This is a genomic window from Cupriavidus pampae (assembly GCF_914271485.1).
Taxonomy (GTDB): Bacteria; Pseudomonadota; Gammaproteobacteria; order Burkholderiales; family Burkholderiaceae; genus Cupriavidus; species Cupriavidus pampae.
On record NZ_CAJZAG010000009.1, the window covers coordinates 49,739 to 70,640 of the forward strand.

Genomic DNA, 20,902 nt, shown 5'->3' on the forward strand with positions numbered 1-20,902 from the left:
GGGCTTGTCACTGCTCGGAATCGAGCTGGAGGCGTCAAAGTCACGATCGGATTGAGTCAATACATGCTCCTGGGCAGGTGGCCGGCCGTCTTCGCGGTCATGAACGTCGGTCAAGTGAAGTGCAAGCGACATTGCGGGCGGTCGACCGACCGGCACACGTGGTTGCGCCTGGAAGGAAGGCCTTCCGCAACCATCAGTGTGCGCAAAAAATTCGAATCGCGCATGATACTGGTGACGGTGGTGCGGTGCAATAACCGCGGATGGGTCCATTGGCCTGAAGTGGGGTGCAATACCTATTTAAACAAGCCCGGAGACGTCTGTGTTTGAAGGGCGGGGGCTTGTCATGCAACAATGTTGCATCTATGATGTAATGCAACTTAGTTGCATTAAATGCGCGTCGTCGCTCATGACGCCTCATCGACCCCACGTTTCCACACCCATGCTTCCCACCAAGCTACCTGTCACTGTCCTCTCGGGTTTTCTCGGCGCGGGCAAGACTACATTGCTCAATCACATCCTCAATAACCGCGACGGTCTCCGCGTTGCTGTCATCGTCAACGACATGTCCGAAGTGAACATCGACGCTGCACTGGTTCTGGGCGGCGGCGCGAAGCTTTCGCGGACGGAGGAGAAGCTCGTCGAGATGAGCAATGGATGCATTTGCTGCACGCTTAGGGAGGATCTGCTGCTGGAGGTCGATCGGCTGGCCAGGGAGGGGCGGTTTGATCAACTGGTCATCGAATCCACGGGGATTTCGGAGCCGTTGCCCGTTGCGGAAACGTTCACGTTCGAGGGGGAGGATGGCCGCAGCCTCAACGAAGTCGCTCATCTGGACACGATGGTCACCGTGGTCGACGCCTTCAATTTCCTGCGTGACTACGCTTCGCGCGACAGTCTGCAGGCACGTGGCGAGTCGCTGGGCGAGGAGGATGCGCGCACCGTCGTGGATCTGCTGATCAATCAGGTCGAGTTCTGCGATGTCATCGTGCTCAACAAGATCGACCTTATTGGCGAGCAGGACCGCGAGCGCCTGCTGGCGATCCTGCGCACGCTGAATCCTCGGGCGCGCATCGAGATCTCGGAGTTTGGCCGAGTGCCACTCGAGCGGGTCCTGGGCACGGGACTGTTCAACTTCGAGGAGGCATCCAAAGCCCCCGGCTGGCTGCAGGAAATGCGCGGCACCCACGTCCCGGAGACGGAGGAATACGGCATTCGTAGCTTCGTCTACGCAGCCCGCCGTCCGTTCCATCCCCAGCGGTTCGGCGATCTCGTTGCTGCCGAGTGGCCAGGGGTCGTGCGGTCCAAGGGGTTCTTCTGGCTGGCGAGCCATCCAGCGCTCGCGGGAACCTGGTCTCAAGCTGGAGCGGTAGCCCGGCATGGACCGGCGGGCTACTGGTGGGCCGCGGTGCCGCGCGAACAATGGCCAGAAGACCCCGAGTCGATCGCCATGATTCGCACCAAATGGGACGACAGCGTCGGCGATGCCCGCCAGGAAATCGTGCTGATTGGCATGGGCATGGATGAACGAGAACTTCGCAGGAGCCTGGACGCCTGTCTGCTGACCGACCATGAGATGGGGCAAGGCCCTGACCTCTGGGCCACTTGGCACAATCCCTTTTCGGACTGGCCCTGACGCGCCAGCCCGCAAGGAGGTTACTGCGAGGCGCCCGACGCAGGAACGTCTCGCACCACCTCCGTCAGCTTCCCGGAATTTATCTCATAGAAGAACCCGTAAAGCTTGACGTTCTTCGGCACCGCGTTGCTCTCGCGCAGCAGCTTCACGTCATGCCGGATGGAGTCCTCGAAGTGGCCGATCGCAAGGCTGTCGTGATCGAAAATTTCACCGATCTCCGCATGATGATGATCATGGAACTCGCCGATCAGCGTGTCCGGCGTGAACGCCGTCGCGCCGCAGAACGAGTGGTGCACCACCACGACGTTCTGCACGCGGAACAGATAGTCCATCGTCGCTACGGATTGCAGCGCTCCAACGGCTCGGCCGCCGGCGTTGGACACCGCGAACAGCGTGCGCGTATTGCCTACGCGATTGCCGGCCTCATCGAGGATGTTTTCGCCAGGGTAGACCTCGTCGCCGAGATAGTCGGCGACCGCCTGCGGAATTTCCGAGGCGCGCGGGTCGAAGCAGTGGATCACGATCGTCTTCATCGGGATAAACTGGCTGAATCGGCTCGTGCTGTCCGGCGCGAACCACGACTCGTCGAACCACGGTTGCGTCCGGAATTCGTATTCGGTGTACTTCGTCATGCTCTCACTCCACTAGTTTGAAATCGAACGATTGCCCACTGGGCATCAGCTGTCGAACGGCGCATGGTCAAGCAGGTCGCACACGTCGGGGATCTTGCAATCGTGGATATGCCGGCGGCCGATGTCCGCCAGGCCCGTGCCGATGGCCGTGTGAGGCTTCTTCCTAACGACCTCCGCCAGCGCCTCCTGAAACGCCACCTTGAATCCGGCACGCGGATAAAGCTGCAGCACGTCATCGACCAGCGATGGCGCGATCTCGTCGATATGCAGGCCCATCACATCGACATGCGCACCCAGATAGACCAGCGCCACTTCCGGCTCGCGTCGGTCGGCAATCCCCGCGCTGGAGTGCAGGGCAATGCCATCCCATACTAGTTGGGCGCGCGACTCCGGGTAGCCGTTGGCGATAAGAAACTTGCTGGCGGCATCGGCCCCATCGACCTCGAAGCGCTGGTCGGCCATAAATTCCTCGGTCAGGCCAAGGTCATGCAGCAGCGAGGCGAGGTAGACCGCCTCGCGGTCGTAGGAAAGGCCGCGCTTGCGCCCAAGAAGCTCGGCGAACCACCACGTGCGGTGGACATGGTTCAGCATGGCTTTTGGATGCACGCGCTCGACCAGCGAGGCGGCTTTGCGGGTGAGGGTGGAGTCTGGGGCGACGACACCACCGATGGTGATGATTGCGTTCACGTCTGATGCTCGAAACGGGTTGGATGCTCAGAAGTGTAGGCATGCCCGACATGACACAAATGACTGTTTTCAGTCGATTTGTGCCAGAATAAAATGTCCTCGCAAGATCCTGCACCCAATGACGTCCCGAGCACAACGCAGCCGCGCGCGGCCGCTTTCCGAATCCAAGCGCGTAGTCATCCTCGGCCTGCCGCCCGTGGACGCGCTTGACGTGATCGGTCCCGCGGAGGTGTTCGCCAACGCCAACCGCATCCATGGCGGGACGCGGCCGCCGTACGTGCTCGAGCTCGTCTCCGCCAGCGCCGATACACGGCTGGAGAGCGAGACCGGCATTGCGCTGGTCGGGCACCGAACGCTCGATCAGGAGCGCCGGGCGGGCAAGCCTATCGATACATTGATCGTCACCACCGGCTTCAGCGCGATAGGAATTGCCGATCCCGCGGCCATTGCATGGATACAGAAGCGCGCTGCGTCGGTGCGGCGCATGTGTGCCATCTGCGTCGGCGCATTCGCATTGGCGGAAGCCGGTCTGCTGGATGGGCGCCGAGCCACGACGCACTGGCAGGCCACGCAGCAGCTGGCCGAGCGCTATCCCGCGGTAGAGGTGGATCCCACGCCGATCTGGGTCAAGGATGGAAATCTCTATACCTCGGCCGGCGTATCGGCAGGGATCGACCTGGCACTGGCGCTGGTGGGTGAAGATCTCGGCAATGACATCGCGCTGAAGATCGCTCAGGATCTCGTGCTCTACCTGCGCCGCCCCGGCGGGCAGGCCCAGTTCAGCGCCACGCTTCGCTCGCAACACACGCCGGGCTCCAGTCTGGAACGGCTGTGCCGGTGGATCGCGGAGAACCTGAACGCCGACCTGAGCGTGGAAGCGCTCGCCAGCCGCTCGGCCATGAGTGTCAGAACGCTGATCCGCCAGTTCCAGCGAGAGTTGAACACCACGCCGGCAAAGTACGTCGAAGAGGTCCGTATCGAGGCAGTTCGCCGCGCGATCGAAATGGGAGGAAGAACCATCGAGGACATTGCCCGGCGTCATGGCTACCAGAGCGTCGACGTCCTGCGGAAAGCCTTTATCCGGCGGGTGGGAATCAGCCCCAAGGATTACCTGAAGCGCTTCGCAGTCCACCATTAATTTGGATGAGGCAGTGTCAGATTCGGCCCAATGTATGCATCGGGATCGCGACATGCAGGCGGGCCCCGGCATGCCGTAAGCGCGGTATTCACCACGAAATGTGCCAAAAAGTGTGAGAAAACACTCTTTTATCGGCACTCCATGTGTGAACGTTGAAACATTTGAACGTTGCTTCCCTTGTCTGTGTCGCTGACGCAACGCGAATTGCAATGAGAATCGGTCGCATTTATATTCCGCTTCGCCGATCCTCCTTGCCCCCATCAGAACATCATGATTCGCCGCACGCCCGTTGCGACCGCGCTGCTCGCTTTGTTTGCCGCGCCTACTGCTTTCGCTCAACAGGCCCCCACGCCGCCCACCACCGAGGCGACCACCCCATCCCAATCGCAATCGCAATCGCAATCGCAATCGAATACGCCGGTACTGAAAGCCGTGACGGTGCAGGGCGCCGCATCGCGCGACGATTTCAATGCGGGCACCACCTCGCTGTCCAAGCTGCCCGCGGATCTGCGTGACGTGCCGCAATCGATCACGGTCGTGAACAAGGCACTGATGGAATCGCAGGGTGCGACCTCGCTGGTCGACGCGTTGCGCAATGTGCCGGGCATCACCATCGGGGGTGCCGAGGGCGGCCAGATCGGCAATAACATCAACCTGAACGGCTTCTCCGCGCGCACCGATATTTATCTCGATGGTTTCCGCGATCGTGGCCAGTACTATCGCGACACCTTCGCGCTGGATCAGGTGGAAGTGCTGATGGGTCCGTCGTCGATGCTGTTCGGGCGTGGCTCCACCGGTGGCGTGATCAATCAGGTCACCAAGAAGCCAAAGCTGCAGGCCGCCACGGAAGTGTCCGGCTCGGTGACGACGAATGGTCTCGTGCGAGCCACGGCGGACGTGAATACGCCGACCGGCGATACCTCGGCCTTCCGCATCTCCGCGATGGCGCAGGATGGCAAGCCGAGCACGCGCGACGAGATGACCGTGCAGGACTTCGGCATTGCGCCGTCGTGGCGCTATGGCATCGGTACCTCGACCGAAATCACGCTGTCCGCATTGCTCCAGCACAACGAGGACATGCCCGACTATGGCCTGCCCGCGATCAACGGCCACCCGGTCAATGTCGACCGCAACACGTACTACGGGTTCAACAATGACCACACGCGCCAGAACATCGTGTCGCTCAACGGCGGTATCGATCACAAGTTCTCGCCGAACCTGCGCCTGCGCAACTACACCGCGTTCAACTATGTGGAAACCGACGCGCGCGAAACCGCGCCGCAGGCGGTGGGGACGCTCAACGCAGCAGGCGCCTTTACCGCGCTGACCGCATCGAACCTGCCGCTGTCGCAGCTCTTCGTACGCCAGCAGAGCCATGACCGCAGCATCCGCGACTACTCGATCTACAACCAGACCGAGCTGACCGCGAAGTTCGACACCGGTTTCGTCAAGCACACGCTGCTGACCGGCCTGGAATTCGGCCACGACGGTTATAACAACCAGAACTATTATCGCAACGGCATCTGCGGCAGCACGGCGCTGAACCCGGCCGGCGGGACCTCGGGCTACGTCGCTTGCACGCCGGTGGTCAATCCGACTTATCAGGACTCACCGGGCAACGTTCCCACCAGCACCGGCAACCTGCAGGGCGGATCGGCCAACACGGTGGCGGTGTATGCCAACGACTCGATCGAATTCTCGAAGCAGTGGAAGGCGGTGGCCGGCGTACGCTACGACAAGTACATCGCCAGCATCAGCAACTCGATCAACTCCGGCAATACGTCCACCAGTACCGCGCTGGCCAACGCCAACCAGGACATCCACTTCACCAGCGTGCGGGTGGGCGGCATCTGGCAGCCGACCGAGCAACAGTCGTACTACGTTTCCTACGGCACGTCGTTCAATCCGTCGCTGGAGCAGTTGGTTGGCACGGTGGGACAGCAGTCGCTGGACCCCGAGAAGAACAAGGCGTACGAGGCGGGCGGCAAGTGGGATCTGATGAGCGGCAACCTGTCGCTCACCTCGGCGATCTTCCGCATCACCAAGGACAACGCGCGCAGCCAGATCGACGCGACCACGTACGCGCTGACCGGCAAGATTCAGGTGGATGGCTTCCGCGCCGGCGTTACCGGCCGTATCACGCCGAAGTGGCAGGTGTTTGCGGGCTACACGTACCTCGATGCCGAGATCAAGGACGGCATCGCGGCCGGCACGCAGGGCAAGGTGCCGACCAATACGCCGAAACACACCGCTACGGCATGGACTAGCTACTCCGTCCTGCCGAACTGGGAAATCGGCGGCGGGGCGTTCTACATGTCGCAGCGTTTTGCCAACAATACCAACACGACGCAGGTCGGTGGCTTCGTGCGCTGGGACGGCATGGTCGCGTTCCATCAGCCGAAGTACGATGTGCGGCTGAATTTGTTCAACATCTTCGACAAGAAGTATTACGATGCGCTGATCCAGTCGGACGGCGGCCGTTCGGTACCGGGAACGGGCCGTACCGCCATGCTGTCCTTCACGTATCGGATGTAAGCACCGAGCCGGCAGTTGCCGCCGGCACCGGTGGCAACTGTCAGGAAGCGCGCATGCTCATCTCCGTTCCGAAGGTACTCAATGCCGAACAGCTGGCGGTGCTGGTCCAGCAACTCGAACATGCGGGCGATGCATGGGTAGATGGCCGCATCACGGCTGGCTATTCTGGCGCGCCGGTCAAGTTCAACCAGCAGATCGATGAGCGCGCCGAGGTGGCGGCACAGTGCCAGCATCTGATCCTGTCCGCGCTCGAGCGCAATCCGCTGTTTATCAGCGCCGCGCTGCCCAATATCGTCTACCCGCCGATGTTCAATCGCTACAGCGAGGGCATGACGTTCGGCGCGCATGTGGACGGCAGCGTCCGCATTCATCCGCACACCGGCCGCAAGCTGCGCACCGATATCTCGGCCACGCTGTTTCTCTCCGATCCCGCCAGCTACGACGGTGGCGAGCTTCAGGTAGAGGACACCTATGGCCTGCATTCGGTCAAGCTGGCCGCCGGCGATATGGTGGTCTACCCGGCCACCAGCCTGCATCAGGTGGCGCCGATCACGCGCGGCACGCGACTTGCCAGCTTCTTCTGGGTCCAGAGCCTGATCCGCGACGACACGCAGCGCGCGCTGCTGTTCGACATGGACAATGCGATCCAGACCCTCAATCAGACCAACGCCGACGAACGCGCGCGCCGCAGCCTGGTGGGTTGCTATCACAATCTGCTACGGCAATGGAGCGAGACCTGAGGCGACTTGACCGGACCTGACCTCGCACTTGTCGGCGATGCGCTTACTATGGCGAATATCCCCAGGGGAATGACCCATGCCGTCCGAGCAAGCCGATGTCCTGTCCCAAGTCCTCAAGCTGATTCGCCTGCGCGGAGATCGCGTTTTTCACGGCGAGCTGGGTAGCGCCACCGAAGTCTTGTTTCCGCCGGGTCCTGCGACCTTTCTGCATCTGCGTACCGGGGAACTGTCGGTTTCCCAACGTAACGGGCTACCCGTGCTGGTAAGGTCGGGGGACTTCATTCTTCTGCCGCATGCGGACGGACATACCATTCGAAGCGAGCCGGGCAGAAGCACACCTCAACGCTTCGAGCTGCCGGTTGACGCGATCCCGAGCGGAAATGTTCAGCGTTTCAGATGGGGCGGGGAAGATGATATTGCGGGATCCTTTCTCGCAGGCTCGTTCCATTTCGATGGCGCGCCGCTAAGGTCCTTGCTTACCGGGCTTCCGGGGCTGATCCATCTGACTTGCGACAAGGTCAGTGATCCCCCCTGGCTGGCATCCATCTCTCGATTTCTGGAAGTGGAGTCGCAGACCGGTGGCCCGGGGTCGTCGCTGATGATTTCCCGGTTGATCGATCTGCTCGTGGTCCGCACCTTGCGGATGTGGGTCACCCGACAAGGCGATCGCATTGGCTGGCTGTCCGGGCTGAGCGACGAACGTATCGGCCGTGCGTTGACGGCCATGCATCTGGAACCCGAGCGTGCGTGGACCGTTTCGGCGCTTGCCGAGACCGCGATGATGTCGCGATCGATGTTTTCGGATCGCTTTACGGCGGTGGTGGGGCTTTCACCGCTGCGCTATCTCACGCGGTGGCGACTGACGCTCGCGGCCGACTTGCTCCGTGGCGGAAACGTAAAGGTCACCGAGGTCGCCCACGGTGCCGGATATGGCTCGGAGGCTGCATTCAGCCGGGCATTTAAGCAAGAGTTTGGTTATTCACCGAGTGATGCGCATCGCGTCGCGCAGACTGACGTGTTTGTCGCGCGCAGCTCGGAGCATCGCTAACCTCGTGAATACGTCGATCGTACGATAGATCATGTAAACGAGACGCGGAGGTATGGTCGGTTTCAGACCCGTTATTTAGAGTAGACAGCACGGTCTCACCTGTTGTCTCTTCTTAGTCGAGTTGAAACATGACCATATTCGACCGCCTTTCCCAGGCGGGCCTCACATTACCTCCGCCTATCCACCCGCTCGGGTCCTATCGGACCGTCTCCATTTCGGGAAATCAATTATACGTTTCCGGGCTTGGTCCTTTTGAGGACGGCAAGCCAATTGTCGGCATTGTCGGCGGCGATATATCCCTGGAGAAAGCCCGGGACGCCGCGCGTCTGACAATGCTCATGATCCTCGCTTGTATCGATCAGGCATGCGGACTCGACAATATCGAGCGATGCATCCAAATGACGGTCTACATGCGTGCGGAGCAATCCTTCACCCAGCATCCCCAAGTTGCGAATGGCGCCAGCGACGTTCTACTCACGTTATTTGGGCAGGACAAGCTGCCGGCACGCAGCGCGCTGGGCGTATATACGTTGCCAATGGGAATTCCGGTAGAAATCGAAAGTATTTTTGAGTTGAAGCGGTGAATGAAGTCGATCTTTATCTTTTTAGGAACGTCAGTTTTTTAAAATTATGAGATATTTTGTGAACATAGCCATCTCCTCTCTTATTTTTGGTGGACCTGCCATGGCAATAGAAAAATCATCCGGAATGAGCGCCAAGCCAACCATCGCACTGGTTCACGGCGCCTTCGAAGACTCGCACGTCTGGCAAGGGGTCGAGGCAAAGTTGAAGTCCGACGGATATCCGGTGATTGCGGTCGAGCTTCCGGGCCGCCCCGGGGCTCCGATGTCGCCCGCTGACGTGAGCCTGGATCTGTATCGGGACACGATTCTCAAGGCGCTCGCCAAGACCACGCATCCGGCGGTGCTCGTTGGCCATAGCTTTGGCGGGATCACGATCTCGGCGGTTGCCGAAGCCGCGCCGGAGAAGGTCAAGACGTTGGTCTATGTCGCCGCCTACCTGCCGCGTGACGGCGATTCGCTGGTTTCGATGGCCCAGCAGGATCCCGACGCAAAGATCGGCCCGGAATTGCAGATCAAGAAGGAGCAGGGCATCGCCGTGGTGAACTACGCCGCGCGTGCCGACCTGTTCGCCAACGATGGTCCGCCGCAGCTTCGCGCCGCGCTGCCGGACAAGATTCTGGATGAGCCGCTGGCACCGCTGGCGACGCCTGTGCATCTGACGCAGGCGCGCTTCGGTCGAGTCGACAAGGTCTACGTGCACACGAGCAAGGACCAGGTCATCAGCCCGGCGTTTCAGGCTAAGATGGTCGCGGCCACGCCGGTGCGCGCATCCTTTACGCTGCCGACCGGGCACACACCGTTTCTGACGGATCCCGCGGGCCTCGTCAAGGCCATCGAGGCGGCGGCGCACTGATTCGGTTTATTACCGCTTGGGCGCGCCACGGCGCGCCCGAACTCGTTTGGTGGGACGCGATATCCATGAATAAATGGTTGGCTGGCTTTGTGCTCGCGGCAACGTTTGCGACCGGCGCCTTCGCGGCTCCGCCCGGTGCGACCGTTGTTGCCGACGGGCTCGGTTTTCCCGAGGGAACCATCCTGGCGAACAAGGTGCTGTACTTCGTCGACTACCAAGCTTCGACTGTGAACAAGCTTGATGAGAGCAGTCACGCAGTACTCAAAAAACTGCCTGGCTGCGGGGCGAACGGGCTGGTCGTCGTAGGTGGGAATCTATGGGTGGCCTGCTACGACAGCGGGGTGATCGAGCGAATCTCGGCCGATGGTAGCCGCCTGGGAAGCATTGATCATTCCCGCGATGGAGGATCGTTCCATCACCCCAATGATCTGGTTGCGAATCGCCGCGGCGACGTCTATTTCACGGCGTCGGGCGATCTGCCGGGCAGCGGGAAGGTGTTCTTCGTACCGAAGTCCGGCGATATCGCACAAGAAGTCGCGTCGGGCATCAACAACGCCAACGGTATCGCGCTTTCCCCGGACGAAAAGACTTTGTACGTTGGTGAGAGTGGTGCGGACAGAGTCCTCGACTATCAGATCGGCGGCGACGGGACATTGCATAGCGCCCATACATTCGCGCAGCTCGATTCCCTCGCACCGCCCCCGTCCGTGGGGCGTCATACGCCAGACGGCATTCGCGTAGGGCCCGATGGGTCGATCTACATCGCGTTGTTCAATGGCGGCGGAAGTTGGATTCTGAATAGCAAGGGCGCCTTGGTGAAGACGCTCGACGTTCCCGGCGAACACCACTCCAATCTGGCCATTTCCAACGATGGACGCGTGATCTACGTCACATCGATATCGGGCTCATCGGGACGTATCTATCGCTTGTCTCCGTTGCCTAATTAGACGCTTTTTGCTGACCACCAAACGGCTGTGGCTTGAGCGACCTCAGGTACGAGATCAGCGCGCTCATGTCGGTGCTGCTGATATTCTTGTACCAGTCATACGCCATCGGCGGCTTGTAGTGAATGCCGCTGCGGTCGTTGCCGCGAATGGCGGTGGCGATCTGTGCGTCGGTCCAGTTCTTGAGGCCGGTCTCGTCCGGCGTGAGGTTACGCGAGACGCTGGTGCCCCAGGCGCCGTTGAACACCTGTCCGCCCGCGCCGAGGTAGGTCGTGACCAGTTGTCCTTGCTTGCTGCGCGGCGTGTGGCATTCCATGCAATGGCCGATGTCGGCCAGATACTTGCCGTAGCGGATCGAATCCCTGGAGGAGGGCGCGCGGACGTTGCCGACAGGGGGACCGTAATTAGGCGGCAGCGGAATGTGGTACGTCGATGCCTCGACCACATGCTTTACTGCCGGCTGCGCCCTCAGGTCGGCAATGATGGCCGCGAGGTCCGCATCCGAGATGTTCCGATAGAAGCTGATTGGCATGGGCGGACCGATCACGGTACCGTCAGGTCGAACACCCTCGCGAATGGCTTTGCCAATCTGCTCGTCGGTCCATTTACCGATACCGGTTTCGAGGTCGGGCGTGATATTGGGGGCGACCGCGCGAAACGGCGGCTCGTCGAAGACGCGGCCGCCAGCGAGGCTCTTTGAGAAACGCCCCTCGTCCTTGGGGTCGCGTGTGGAGTGACAGTTCGCGCAAGCCACGACGCTCTCCATCAAATACTTGCCGCGTACCAGCAGCGCGCTGTCATCCGCCGAGGCAAGACCGCATCGTGCGATCAGCAGAAGAAAAAACACAATGCGTCGTGCATGCATAGGAAAGTGTGTGCATTCGTCGGACAAGGCTCGAAAGATAGCCGTTATATCGATCGATCACGCCAGCTTATGAACGGATGTTTTCATTGCGAACAGGCGCATTGGCCTAGGGCATCGAGGCCGGGTTGCTAGAATTCGCGATCGATTTACCGACCTGACTGAAATGGCTGGCATGCATACCAAACAAGCGACACTGATCGGGCTCTCCGCCGTGCTCCTCTGGAGCGCGATTGTCGGTCTGATCCGCGGTGTCAGCGAGAGCTTCGGCGCCACCGGCGGAGCGGCCCTGATTTACACGGCCGCCTCGGTGCTGCTCTGGATCTCGGTTGGACCGGTGCGATGGAAGGTATTGCCGCCGTCGTATCGCCTTTGGGGCAGCGTGTTGTTCGTCTCCTACGAACTGTGCCTGTCACTTTCGATTGGCTACGCCAATACGGGGCGACAGGCCATCGAGGTTGGCATGGTCAACTACCTGTGGCCAAGCTTCACGATGCTGGCCGCGATCCTGTTCAACCGGCAGCGGGCCAACTGGCTGATCGTCCCCGGTTTCCTGGTGGCCATTCTCGGTATCGCGTCGGTGCTCGGCGGCGAGCAGGGCCTCGACGTGATCAGCATGGCGGCCAACGTGCGAGACAATCCGCTCAGTTATGGCCTGGCGTTCGCGGGCGCCATCATCTGGGCGGCGTATTGCACGGTCACGGCACGCATCGCGCAGGGCAAGAACGGCGTCACGCTCTTTTTTATCCTCACGGCACTCACGCTGTGGGCGAAGTTCGTTTTCACCGGTGGCGAAGCGATGACCTTCAGCCTCGGCGGCTTGATCTACCTCGCGCTGGCCGCGTGTGCCATGGGCTTCGGCTATGCGGCGTGGAACGTCGGCATCCTGCACGGCAACGTGACGGTGCTCGCCGGCGCGTCGTACTTCATCCCGGTGCTATCGGCCGCGCTGGCGGCCGTACTGCTGCACGCGCCGTTGTCCTTTGCGTTCTGGAAGGGCGCGGCGATGGTGGTCGCGGGTTCCGTCCTCTGCTGGCTTGCAACGCGTGGCAAAGGGAAGCGTGCCGCGCCATCGACCGGGGCGAGCCAGACGACCTAGCGGGTCGCAGGGCGCATACCCCTTGCCTCAGGCGGCGATGCAGGCATCTCTGCGCCAACCTTCCTCGCTGGCGCGAATCACCTCGCCGACCCAGTCCACGAACGCCCGCACCGTGGGGGAAAGATGGCGATTCTTGGGATAGAGCACGGAAAGTGGCACCGCCGGCGAAGGATAGTTGGTCAGCACCGGCTGCAGGCTGCCGCTGAGCAAATGGTGCCGCACCATATAGCTGCCCGCGCGGATCATGCCCAGGCCCTCCAGCGCGCATGCCACATACGCATCGGTGTCGTTGACGATCAGGTGCTCCCGCATTCGGATGCTGCGTTCCTCGCCATCCACCACGTAGTGCCACTCCAGCGTGCGCGCGGTGCGGCTCGATAAATAGCCCACGGCCTGATGCTGCGCCAGATCCTCGAGCGTCTGCGGCGTGCCGTGGTTTGCGAGGTATTCGGGAGACGCGCAGGTGACCCAGTGAAAGGCGCCGACACGCTTGGCCACCAGCGTCGGCGAGTCTTCCGGCGTACCCGCGCGAATCACGCAGTCGATGCCTTCCTGAACCAGCTCGACCGTGCGGTCATTCATCGTCAACGTCAGTTCGACGTCCGGAAAGCGGGACTGGAAATCCTTGATCGCGGGCAGCACCACCAGGCGCGCGAGCGAGAGCGTCATATCGACGCGTAATCGGCCGCGAGGTTGTCCGGCGCTGCCGGGGAAGTTCGACTCGACGGCTTCGATATCCGCCAGCAACTTCCGGCAATGGTCGTAGTAGAGCGTGCCCTCCGCGGTCAGGCTGATATGGCGTGTCGTTCGCTGCAACAGCCGCACGCCAAGGAATGCCTCCAGCTCCTTGACCGCGCGCGTCACCCGTGACGGCGGCAGCGAAAGGCTTTCCGCGGCGCGGCCGAAGCTATGCATTTCGACGACGCGAGCAAAGATCTGCATTGACTGCAGGCGATCCACTACATCACTCCCAGACAGGAAATTTATTGCTTCGGGGGCAATAAGCCGTTGGCGCAACTTGCAACAGGCGCCATTTTATACCGATGGGACGGCAGGTTGATGCGACCATTCTTCTAAATCAGGCAATAAAGTTAGCCAGATTTGGGGCTGGAAGCAGGTGCGGAGCGGGGGCAGACTGCCATCCATTCCATCTTTGCTCCACGACGCATGAACCCCCTCAAGACGCACCACATCGCAGCCGCCGCGGCTGCCATCGCGGTGATCGGCACCGGCAGTGTCCTTTGGAGACATGGCTCCGAAGCCCACGCCACGCCCGCCGCCACGCTCCCCACCGTCAAGTACCAGCCGGCCTTGCAACGGTCGGTGTCGGACTCGCAGGACTACACGGGGCGCCTCGAAGCGGTCGACGTCGTAGACGTCCGTCCGCGGGTGCCCGGCACGCTGCTGACGGTGCATATCAAGGATGGCCAGCATGTCCGCCAGGGCGAGCTGCTGTTCTCGATCGACCCCGCGCCGTTCGAGACTCAGGTGCGTCAGGCGCAGGCCAACGTTGCGGTTGGCGAGGAACGGCAACGACTGGCGATCATCGAGCAGGCCCGCGCAAGGAAGCTGATGGAGTCGAATGCCATCGCGCGCAAGGAGTTCGACGCGCTGGACAACGCCGCGCGTGAGACCGCCGCATCGCTGAAGGGCGCGCAGGCGGCGTTGGCGCATGCGCAGTTGCAGCTTGGCTATACGCAGGTTCGCGCGCCGATTGCCGGGCGCATTTCCCGTGCGGAAATCACCGTGGGCAATGTCGTCGGCGCGGGAGGGGAGGCAGCGCCGCTGACCCGCATCGTCTCCGACGGCAAGCTGTACGCGGCCTTCAACGTGGACGAGCAGAGTTACCTGCGGCTTATTGCGCCGTCGCTGCGGTCCGGCGCGCAACCGGTGGTGAAGGTCGGTCTGGCCAACGATGACGCCTATCCGTACTCGGCCTCGATCGTGGCGCTCGATAACCAGATGGACACGCGCTCGGGCACGGTACGCGTCCGCGCGCGTGTCGACAATGTCAGTCCCGAAATGCTGCCGGGTCTGCAGGCACGCGTGCGTCTGCAGGGCGGCATGCCGTACAACGCGGTGATGGTCAGCGACATCGTCGTCGGCACCGATCAGGACCGGAAGTACGTGCTGGTCGTCAACGCGGAGAACAAGGTCGAGCGGCGTTTCGTCGAGCTCGGCGCGCTGCATGGCAAGGAGCGGGTGCTGCGCACAGGTGTGGCACCGGGCGCGAAGGTCATTGTGGATGGGGCGTTCCGAGCGCCACCGGGCACCGCTGTGACCGCGGTCGCCGCTGATGCGAAGGCGCCCGAGCGTGCCACCGGCGGAGACCGGTCGTGAATATCTCGAAGTTCTTTATCGACCGGCCCATCTTTGCCGGGGTGTTGTCGGCGCTGATCCTCCTTGCGGGGATCGTCTCGGCGCTGCACATGCCGATCTCCGAGTACCCGCAGGTGATACCGCCGTCGGTGGTCGTCCACGCGCAGTATCCGGGCGCCAACGCCAAGACCATCGCGGAAACCGTGGCGGCGCCGCTCGAGCAGTCGGTGAACGGCGTGGAAGACATGCTGTATATGGACTCGAAGGCCAGCGGCGATGGCCATCTGTTCCTCACTGTCACGTTCAAGCTGGGCACCGATCCAGACCGTGCGCAACAGTTCGTGCAGACGCGTGTGTCGCAGGCGTTGCCGCGACTGCCCGAGGACGTCCAGCGGCTGGGGGTCACGGCCATCAAGAGTTCGCCAGTCATTACCATCGCCGTGCACATGGTGTCGCCCAAGGGCACCTACGACAACAACTACATCAGCAACTACGCCATCCTGCACGTGAAGGACCGACTGGCCCGCATCGCGGGAGTAGGGGACGTGGTGCTGTGGGGCCCCGGTGGCTATGCCATGCGCGTCTGGCTGGACCCGGCCGCGTTGACCGAGCGGGGGCTCAGCGCCAGCGATGTCGCCGCCGCTATTCGCCGCCAGAACATTCAGGCCGCGGTGGGCACCATCGGCAGTTCACCAGCGCCGGTCGATGCCGCCTTTCAGCTCAACGTCAATGCCGAAGGCCGTCTCAAAACGCCCGAGGAGTTCAAGGGCATCGTCATCAAGTCCGACGCGCGTGGCGCGATCACGCGGCTGGGTGACGTGGCGCGCGTGGAGCTCGGTGCGGAAGACTACGGCATTCGCGCGACGCTGAACAACCAGCCCGCGATCGCGCTGGCCGTGCAGGAAGCGCCGGGCGCCAACTCGCTGCAGATCTCGCGCGAGGTGCATCAGGCGATGGAGGCGCTCGCCAGGGAATTTCCTGAGGATCTGGTCTATCGCGTCGTCTATGAGCCGAGTCGCGCGGTTCAGTCCGGCATCGATGCGGTCATCGAGACACTGCTGGAGTCCGTGGCGCTGGTGGTGCTGGTGGTGTTCCTGTTCCTCCAGACCTGGCGTGCTTCCATCATTCCGTTGCTGGCGGTGCCGATCTCAATCGTCGGGACGTTCACCTTCCTGCTGCTGGCCGGCTACTCGATCAACACGCTCTCGCTGTTTGGCCTTGTGGTGGCCATCGGCATCGTGGTCGACGATGCGATCGTGGTGGTGGAGAACGTCGAGCGCAATATCGCACGCGGCCTGAGCCCGCGTGAGGCCACGTACCACGCGATGCGCGAAGTGAGCGGACCGATCATTGCCATCGCGCTGACGCTGTCGGCGGTGTTCCTTCCGCTCGCGTTCCTCAGTGGCCTGACTGGCGGCTTCTACAAGCAATTCGCCGTCACCATCGCGATTTCCACGCTGATCTCGGCGGTGAACTCGCTCACGCTGTCGCCGGCGCTATCGGCCTTGCTGCTGAAAGGACATCACGACGCACCCGATGCGGTGACGCGCTTTACGCAGCGTGTGTTCGGCCGTTTCTTCACGCGCTTCAACCGCACCTTCGATCGGGCATCCGAAGGTTATGGCGGCAGCATTGGCGGTTTGCTGAAGCACAAGGGGGCCTTGCTCGTGGTGTATGCGGGCCTGCTTGGGGCCACCTGGTGGCTGACCGACCATGTGCCGGGCGGCTTTGTGCCCGCGCAGGACAAGGAGTACCTCGTGAGTCTGGCGCAATTGCCCGAGGGCGCGACGCTGGACCGCACCGAAGCGACCATGAACCAGATGAACGCCATGGCGCAGAAGCATCCCGCCGTGATGGGTACCTCGAGTTATAGCGGTCTGTCGATCAATGGCGTGACGAAGAGTTCGAGCACCGCACTGAGTTTCGTCTTGCTGAAGCCGTTCAAGGAGCGCGCTGGCATCAGCGCCGATCAGGTCGCGGCCGATCTGACCCGCGAGTACGGCAGCATCGGCCATGCATTCGCCGCGGTGTTTCCGGCACCGCCGGTCTACGGGCTGGGAACGCTGGGCGGCTTCAAGCTACAGATCGAGGACCGCGCGGACCTGGGATACGAGGCGCTCTACACGGCGACGCAGGCCTTTATCAAGAAGGCTTCCGAGGCACCGGAACTCGGCCCGCTGTTCTCGACGTACACGGTCAACGTGCCCCAGCTGAAGGTGGATATCGACCGCGCCAAGGCGCAGCAGCTGGGTGTGGATACGCCGGCGGTGTTCAGCACGTTGCAGGCCTTTCTGGGGTCGTACTACGTGAACGACTTCAACTTCCTCGGGCGTGTATATCAGGTGCGCATGCAGGCGGACGGGAAGTTCCGCGCCAAGCCGGATGATATCGGTCAACTGCATGTTCGCAACGAGTCGGGGCAGATGGTGCCGCTCGCCTCGCTGGCGACGGTCAGCCAGACCTATGGCCCCGATCAGGTGCTTCGCTACAACGGCTTTACCGCCGCCGACGTGACTGGCAGTCCGGCACCCGGCTACTCGTCGGATCAGGCGATGGCGGCCATCCAGCGGATTGCGGACGAAACCTTGCCACCGGGGATGGCCTTCGAGTGGACGGACCTGACTTACCAACAGATCATCGCGGGCAACAGCGCGGTGTGGATTCTGCCGCTGTGCGTGCTGCTGGTGTTCTTTGTGCTGGCTGCCCAGTACGAGAGCCTGACGCTGCCGCTGGCCATCATCCTGATCATCCCCATGAGCATTTTCTCGGCGCTGCTCGGTGTGTGGCTGACCAGGGGCGACAACAATATCTTTACGCAGATTGGACTCATCGTGCTGGTTGGCCTGGCGTCGAAGAATGCCATTCTGATTGTGGAGTTCGCACGCGAGCTGGAGCTGGCGGGAATGTCCACGCTGAAGGCCGTGATCGAAGCCTGTCGCCTGCGGCTGCGGCCCATTCTGATGACGTCGCTTGCGTTCATCATGGGCGTCATTCCTCTGGTCGCGTCGACCGGCGCTGGCGCAGAGATGCGGCAGGCGATGGGCATCTCGGTGTTCTTTGGCATGCTTGGCGTCACGCTCTTTGGCCTGTTCCTGACGCCGCTGTTCTATGTCGTGGTGCGGAAGCTTGGCGGTGGTAAGCCGTTGCACTCGGCCACACATCACGATGCGCCCGCGCTTGCGCCTCATCACCATGAACTGAAGCAGGTGGAGGGGCAGGTATGAAGTCCGCAACGCAAACACGCTTCAAGACTGCCGTGGCCATCGCAGCGGGCGCGCTCGTCCTGTCCGTCCTGTCCGCGTGCTCGCTCGCCCCGGTCGAGCACCGGCCGGGTATCGACGTACCTGCGAAGTATTTGGAGTCCGACAACCGTTTACCCGGCGGGCAGGAACTCGGTCAATGGCAGCCGGCAGAACCATCGGACCATCAGGCGCCGTCTCCATGGTGGCGGGTCTTCGGCGACCCCGTGCTAGTGCGGCTCGAAGAGGAGGCCTTGCAGGCGAATCCCGATGTCTCCATCGCGATGGCGCGGATCAGGCAGGCGAGGGCGCTGACCGCAAGAAGCGAATCGGCGCGTTTCCCCGAAGTTGACGCCGGGTTCGGCCCCAACCGCCAGCGTTCCAGCGGCGCCTCCGACGGGCGCGGGGATGGTTCGCCGGCCACTACGCAAACACTGTGGCGCGCGCAGGTGTCCGTCGCGTACGAAGCCGATATCTTCGGCCGCGTCGCATCGGAGGTCACTGCCGCGCGTGCCGATGCCGCGCAACAGCAGGCGTTGGCGCACCAGATGCTGTTGCTCGTGCAGGCCGACGTGGCCGGCACGTACTTCAGCCTGCGCCAGCTCGAAGGCGAACTGCGCCTGCTGCGCGACACCGTAAAGCTGAGGGAAGACGCGACGGCGCTGCTGGAGCGCAAGCGCGGCGTCGGCGCCGTGGCGCGTCATGTCGTCGATCAGGCCAGAACGGAGCTATTCACGGCGCAGGCCGAGCAACTGGCCGTGGCGCAACAGCACGCGCTGGCCTCGCATGCGTTGGCCATCTTGCTAGGGAAGCCTCCGGCAACGTTCTCGCTCGAGGCGCAGCCCCTGGAGACCGTCACCGTGCAGCTGCCGCCCGGCATGCCCTCGACGCTGCTCGAGCGCCGCCCCGATATCGCGGCCGCGGAGCGTGCCATGGCGGCGGAGAACGCGCGCATCGGCGTGGCCAAGGCAGCGTTCTTTCCGTCGCTGTCGCTGACGGGCTACCTCGGTTACGAGTCCGCGGCGCTCAGGAACCTGACCAACTGGTCGCAGATGACCTTCCTGCTCGGCCCGCTGGTCGGTACGGCGCTGAACATGCCCTTGTTTGACGGAGGACGACGGCAGGCGGACATCGCCCGCGTTCGCGCCGTCTACGAAGAGCGGGTTGCGCAGTATCGCAAGACGGTGCTGCAGGCCTTCCGCGAAGTGGAGGACGCACTGGTCTCCGTGAGAACACTGGACGAGCGCATCGTGCATCAACGCGGCGCGGAAGACGCGTCGGCGAGCGTTGCACAGTCCGCGCAAGCAAGGTTTGACGAGGGCGACGTCGACTACCTCGTGGTGGTCGACGCGGAACGGACGCGGCTGCGCAGTCGCCAGTCGCGGATCCAGTCCGAAGGCGCTCGCGCGCGCGCGACGGTCGACCTGGTGCGCGCGCTCGGCGGCGGCTGGGACGCGCCCGGCGTCGCAATAGCCGGCAATTAATGTCTTTGCTATCAGGAGGTTTTCCTTGTCCGTTTCCGATCTATTCAAACCGCTGACATTGCTGCATGGTCCGGCAATGAAGAATCGCTTCATGCTGGCGCCACTGACCAATCAACAGAGTGATTATGACGGCGCTGCGTCCGAGTACGATCAGGATTGGATCGAGCAGGTGGCACAGGGTGGCTATGCACTGATCCAGACCTGCGCGGCAAACGTCGAGGCCGGTGGCATCGGATTTGCGCGCCAGCTGGGCATCTACAGCGATGCGCATCTGGCCGGCCTGACCAGCATGGCCACGACCATCCGTCGCGGGGGCGGCCTTTCCGCGGTGCAACTGCACCACGCGGGACATCGGGCTCGTCCGGAGGTTGGGGGCATTCCAGCCCCGGCTTCCGACGGAACGCTACCGGGCGTGAAGGCACTGACGACCGAACAGGTCGAGCGCGTTCGCGACAACTTTATCGCTGCCGCCAGGCGGGCGGAACTGGCGGGATTCGATGGCGTGGCGCTCCATGGCGCGTTCGGGTGGATTCTCTCGGAGTTCATGTCGCCGACCTACAACGACCGCACGGACAGGTATGGCGGCAGTGTCGAGAACCGGGCGCGCCTTACGATCGAAGTGATCGAAGGCATCCGCCGGGCCTGTGGTCCCGATTTCCAGATTGGCTGGCGCCTGTCAGTAGAGCGCTATGGACTGCGGCTGGAGGAGCTACGTGACATCGCCGCCGAGATTCTGGAGCGTGAGCTGATCGATTACCTCGATCTGGCCTTGTGGGATTCGGCTCAGATCGTGAAAGAAGGCGCATTCTTCGGCAAGTCCATGCTGAGCGTCTTTACAGACCTGCCTCGGCGCGGCGTACGTGTCGGCACGGCCGGCAGGATCATGAGTGCCCAGCGTGCCGCGCAACTGCTGGATGACGGATGCGATTTTGTGCTGATCGGCCGGGCCGGCATTCTTCAGCGGGATTTTCCGCTGCAGGTGCAGGCCAATCCGTTCTACGACAGTCCGCCGCTTCCCGTCACGGCGGAGTATCTGCGCACGGGGGGATTGAGCGAACGCTTTATCAACCATATGCGGGGCTGGCCAAGCTTTGTTTCTGACTGA

Annotated in this window: 17 protein-coding genes; 13 read left to right on the top strand and 4 right to left on the bottom strand. The window is 62.4% G+C overall.

The window, feature by feature from the left end; all coding sequences use genetic code 11:
- Nucleotides 1-439 precede the first annotated feature (439 nt).
- Complete coding sequence (zigA, locus tag LDO41_RS22405) at nt 440-1,633, top strand: zinc metallochaperone GTPase ZigA (RefSeq protein WP_223992200.1); 1,194 nt, start codon at nt 440-442, stop codon at nt 1,631-1,633.
- A 20-nt stretch (nt 1,634-1,653) separates the two neighbouring features.
- Here the strand turns inward: zigA and LDO41_RS22410 are convergent, their stop codons facing one another.
- Complete coding sequence (locus LDO41_RS22410) at nt 1,654-2,265, bottom strand: carbonic anhydrase (protein WP_223992202.1); 612 nt, start codon at nt 2,263-2,265, stop codon at nt 1,654-1,656.
- Between the two features lie 45 nt (nt 2,266-2,310).
- Nucleotides 2,311-2,952, bottom strand: coding sequence for an HD domain-containing protein (locus LDO41_RS22415; protein ID WP_223992204.1), 642 nt, complete (start codon nt 2,950-2,952; stop codon nt 2,311-2,313).
- Between the two features lie 118 nt (nt 2,953-3,070).
- Here LDO41_RS22415 and LDO41_RS22420 point away from each other — a divergent pair, with 118 nt between their 5' ends.
- The 7 genes from LDO41_RS22420 (at nt 3,071) to LDO41_RS22450 (ending at nt 10,797) form a co-directional block, all read left to right on the top strand.
- On the top strand, nt 3,071-4,090 hold the full coding sequence (locus LDO41_RS22420) for a GlxA family transcriptional regulator (protein ID WP_223992206.1): 1,020 nt from the start codon (nt 3,071-3,073) through the stop codon (nt 4,088-4,090).
- Between the two features lie 270 nt (nt 4,091-4,360).
- Nucleotides 4,361-6,625: a TonB-dependent receptor gene (locus LDO41_RS22425; RefSeq protein ID WP_223992208.1), complete on the top strand. Its 2,265-nt coding sequence runs from the start codon at nt 4,361-4,363 to the stop codon at nt 6,623-6,625.
- Nucleotides 6,626-6,678: 53 nt separating this feature from the next.
- Nucleotides 6,679-7,365, top strand: a complete 687-nt coding sequence (locus tag LDO41_RS22430; protein ID WP_223992210.1) for a Fe2+-dependent dioxygenase — start codon at nt 6,679-6,681, stop codon at nt 7,363-7,365.
- Nucleotides 7,366-7,441: 76 nt separating this feature from the next.
- A complete protein-coding gene (locus tag LDO41_RS22435; protein ID WP_223992211.1) occupies nt 7,442-8,413 on the top strand; it encodes an AraC family transcriptional regulator in 972 nt (323 codons plus the stop codon).
- Between the two features lie 128 nt (nt 8,414-8,541).
- Nucleotides 8,542-8,997: a RidA family protein gene (locus LDO41_RS22440; RefSeq protein ID WP_223992213.1), complete on the top strand. Its 456-nt coding sequence runs from the start codon at nt 8,542-8,544 to the stop codon at nt 8,995-8,997.
- A gap of 124 nt (nt 8,998-9,121) precedes the next feature.
- Nucleotides 9,122-9,850 (top strand): alpha/beta fold hydrolase, encoded by a 729-nt coding sequence (locus tag LDO41_RS22445; RefSeq protein ID WP_223992215.1) that lies wholly within the window; start codon nt 9,122-9,124, stop codon nt 9,848-9,850.
- Between the two features lie 65 nt (nt 9,851-9,915).
- The gene (locus LDO41_RS22450) at nt 9,916-10,797 is read left to right on the top strand and encodes an SMP-30/gluconolactonase/LRE family protein (RefSeq protein WP_223992217.1); all 882 of its coding nucleotides are present in this window, start codon (nt 9,916-9,918) and stop codon (nt 10,795-10,797) included.
- On the opposite strand, the gene LDO41_RS22455 is transcribed toward LDO41_RS22450, so the two are convergent.
- Nucleotides 10,790-11,641 carry a c-type cytochrome gene (locus tag LDO41_RS22455; protein WP_223992219.1) on the bottom strand — a complete coding sequence of 284 codons (852 nt, stop codon included), beginning with the start codon at nt 11,639-11,641 and terminating at the stop codon, nt 10,790-10,792. The two genes, LDO41_RS22450 and LDO41_RS22455, sit on opposite strands and share 8 nt — an antisense overlap.
- A gap of 181 nt (nt 11,642-11,822) precedes the next feature.
- Here LDO41_RS22455 and yddG point away from each other — a divergent pair, with 181 nt between their 5' ends.
- Nucleotides 11,823-12,755: an aromatic amino acid DMT transporter YddG gene (gene yddG / locus LDO41_RS22460; protein WP_377742695.1), complete on the top strand. Its 933-nt coding sequence runs from the start codon at nt 11,823-11,825 to the stop codon at nt 12,753-12,755.
- Nucleotides 12,756-12,782: 27 nt separating this feature from the next.
- Here yddG and LDO41_RS22465 read toward each other — a convergent pair whose 3' ends face one another.
- Complete coding sequence (locus LDO41_RS22465; protein ID WP_223992223.1) at nt 12,783-13,697, bottom strand: LysR family transcriptional regulator; 915 nt, start codon at nt 13,695-13,697, stop codon at nt 12,783-12,785.
- A 225-nt stretch (nt 13,698-13,922) separates the two neighbouring features.
- Here LDO41_RS22465 and LDO41_RS22470 point away from each other — a divergent pair, with 225 nt between their 5' ends.
- The 4 genes from LDO41_RS22470 to LDO41_RS22485 are packed head-to-tail and all read left to right on the top strand — an operon-like array spanning nt 13,923 to nt 20,902.
- On the top strand, nt 13,923-15,095 hold the full coding sequence (locus tag LDO41_RS22470) for an efflux RND transporter periplasmic adaptor subunit (RefSeq protein WP_223992224.1): 1,173 nt from the start codon (nt 13,923-13,925) through the stop codon (nt 15,093-15,095).
- Complete coding sequence (locus LDO41_RS22475) at nt 15,092-18,298, top strand: efflux RND transporter permease subunit (protein ID WP_223992225.1); 3,207 nt, start codon at nt 15,092-15,094, stop codon at nt 18,296-18,298. Before LDO41_RS22470 ends, LDO41_RS22475 begins: the two co-directional genes overlap by 4 nt.
- Nucleotides 18,295-19,797, top strand: a complete 1,503-nt coding sequence (locus LDO41_RS22480; protein ID WP_223992226.1) for an efflux transporter outer membrane subunit — start codon at nt 18,295-18,297, stop codon at nt 19,795-19,797. Before LDO41_RS22475 ends, LDO41_RS22480 begins: the two co-directional genes overlap by 4 nt.
- Before the next feature lie 25 nt (nt 19,798-19,822).
- Nucleotides 19,823-20,902, top strand: a complete 1,080-nt coding sequence (locus LDO41_RS22485; RefSeq protein WP_223992227.1) for an NADH:flavin oxidoreductase — start codon at nt 19,823-19,825, stop codon at nt 20,900-20,902.

Excerpts from the sequence above, each read along its gene's own strand:
- zigA (WP_223992200.1), top strand. The coding sequence starts at position 440 with ATGCTTCCCACCAAGCTACCTGTCACTGTCCTCTCGGGTTTTCTCGGC.
- LDO41_RS22410 (WP_223992202.1), bottom strand. The coding sequence starts at position 2,265 with ATGACGAAGTACACCGAATACGAATTCCGGACGCAACCGTGGTTCGAC.
- LDO41_RS22420 (WP_223992206.1), top strand. The coding sequence starts at position 3,071 with ATGACGTCCCGAGCACAACGCAGCCGCGCGCGGCCGCTTTCCGAATCC.
- LDO41_RS22425 (WP_223992208.1), top strand. The coding sequence starts at position 4,361 with ATGATTCGCCGCACGCCCGTTGCGACCGCGCTGCTCGCTTTGTTTGCC.
- LDO41_RS22430 (WP_223992210.1), top strand. The coding sequence starts at position 6,679 with ATGCTCATCTCCGTTCCGAAGGTACTCAATGCCGAACAGCTGGCGGTG.
- LDO41_RS22435 (WP_223992211.1), top strand. The coding sequence starts at position 7,442 with ATGCCGTCCGAGCAAGCCGATGTCCTGTCCCAAGTCCTCAAGCTGATT.
- LDO41_RS22440 (WP_223992213.1), top strand. The coding sequence starts at position 8,542 with ATGACCATATTCGACCGCCTTTCCCAGGCGGGCCTCACATTACCTCCG.
- LDO41_RS22445 (WP_223992215.1), top strand. The coding sequence starts at position 9,122 with ATGAGCGCCAAGCCAACCATCGCACTGGTTCACGGCGCCTTCGAAGAC.
- LDO41_RS22450 (WP_223992217.1), top strand. The coding sequence starts at position 9,916 with ATGAATAAATGGTTGGCTGGCTTTGTGCTCGCGGCAACGTTTGCGACC.
- yddG (WP_377742695.1), top strand. The coding sequence starts at position 11,823 with ATGGCTGGCATGCATACCAAACAAGCGACACTGATCGGGCTCTCCGCC.
- LDO41_RS22465 (WP_223992223.1), bottom strand. The coding sequence starts at position 13,697 with ATGCAGATCTTTGCTCGCGTCGTCGAAATGCATAGCTTCGGCCGCGCC.
- LDO41_RS22470 (WP_223992224.1), top strand. The coding sequence starts at position 13,923 with ATGAACCCCCTCAAGACGCACCACATCGCAGCCGCCGCGGCTGCCATC.
- LDO41_RS22480 (WP_223992226.1), top strand. The coding sequence starts at position 18,295 with ATGAAGTCCGCAACGCAAACACGCTTCAAGACTGCCGTGGCCATCGCA.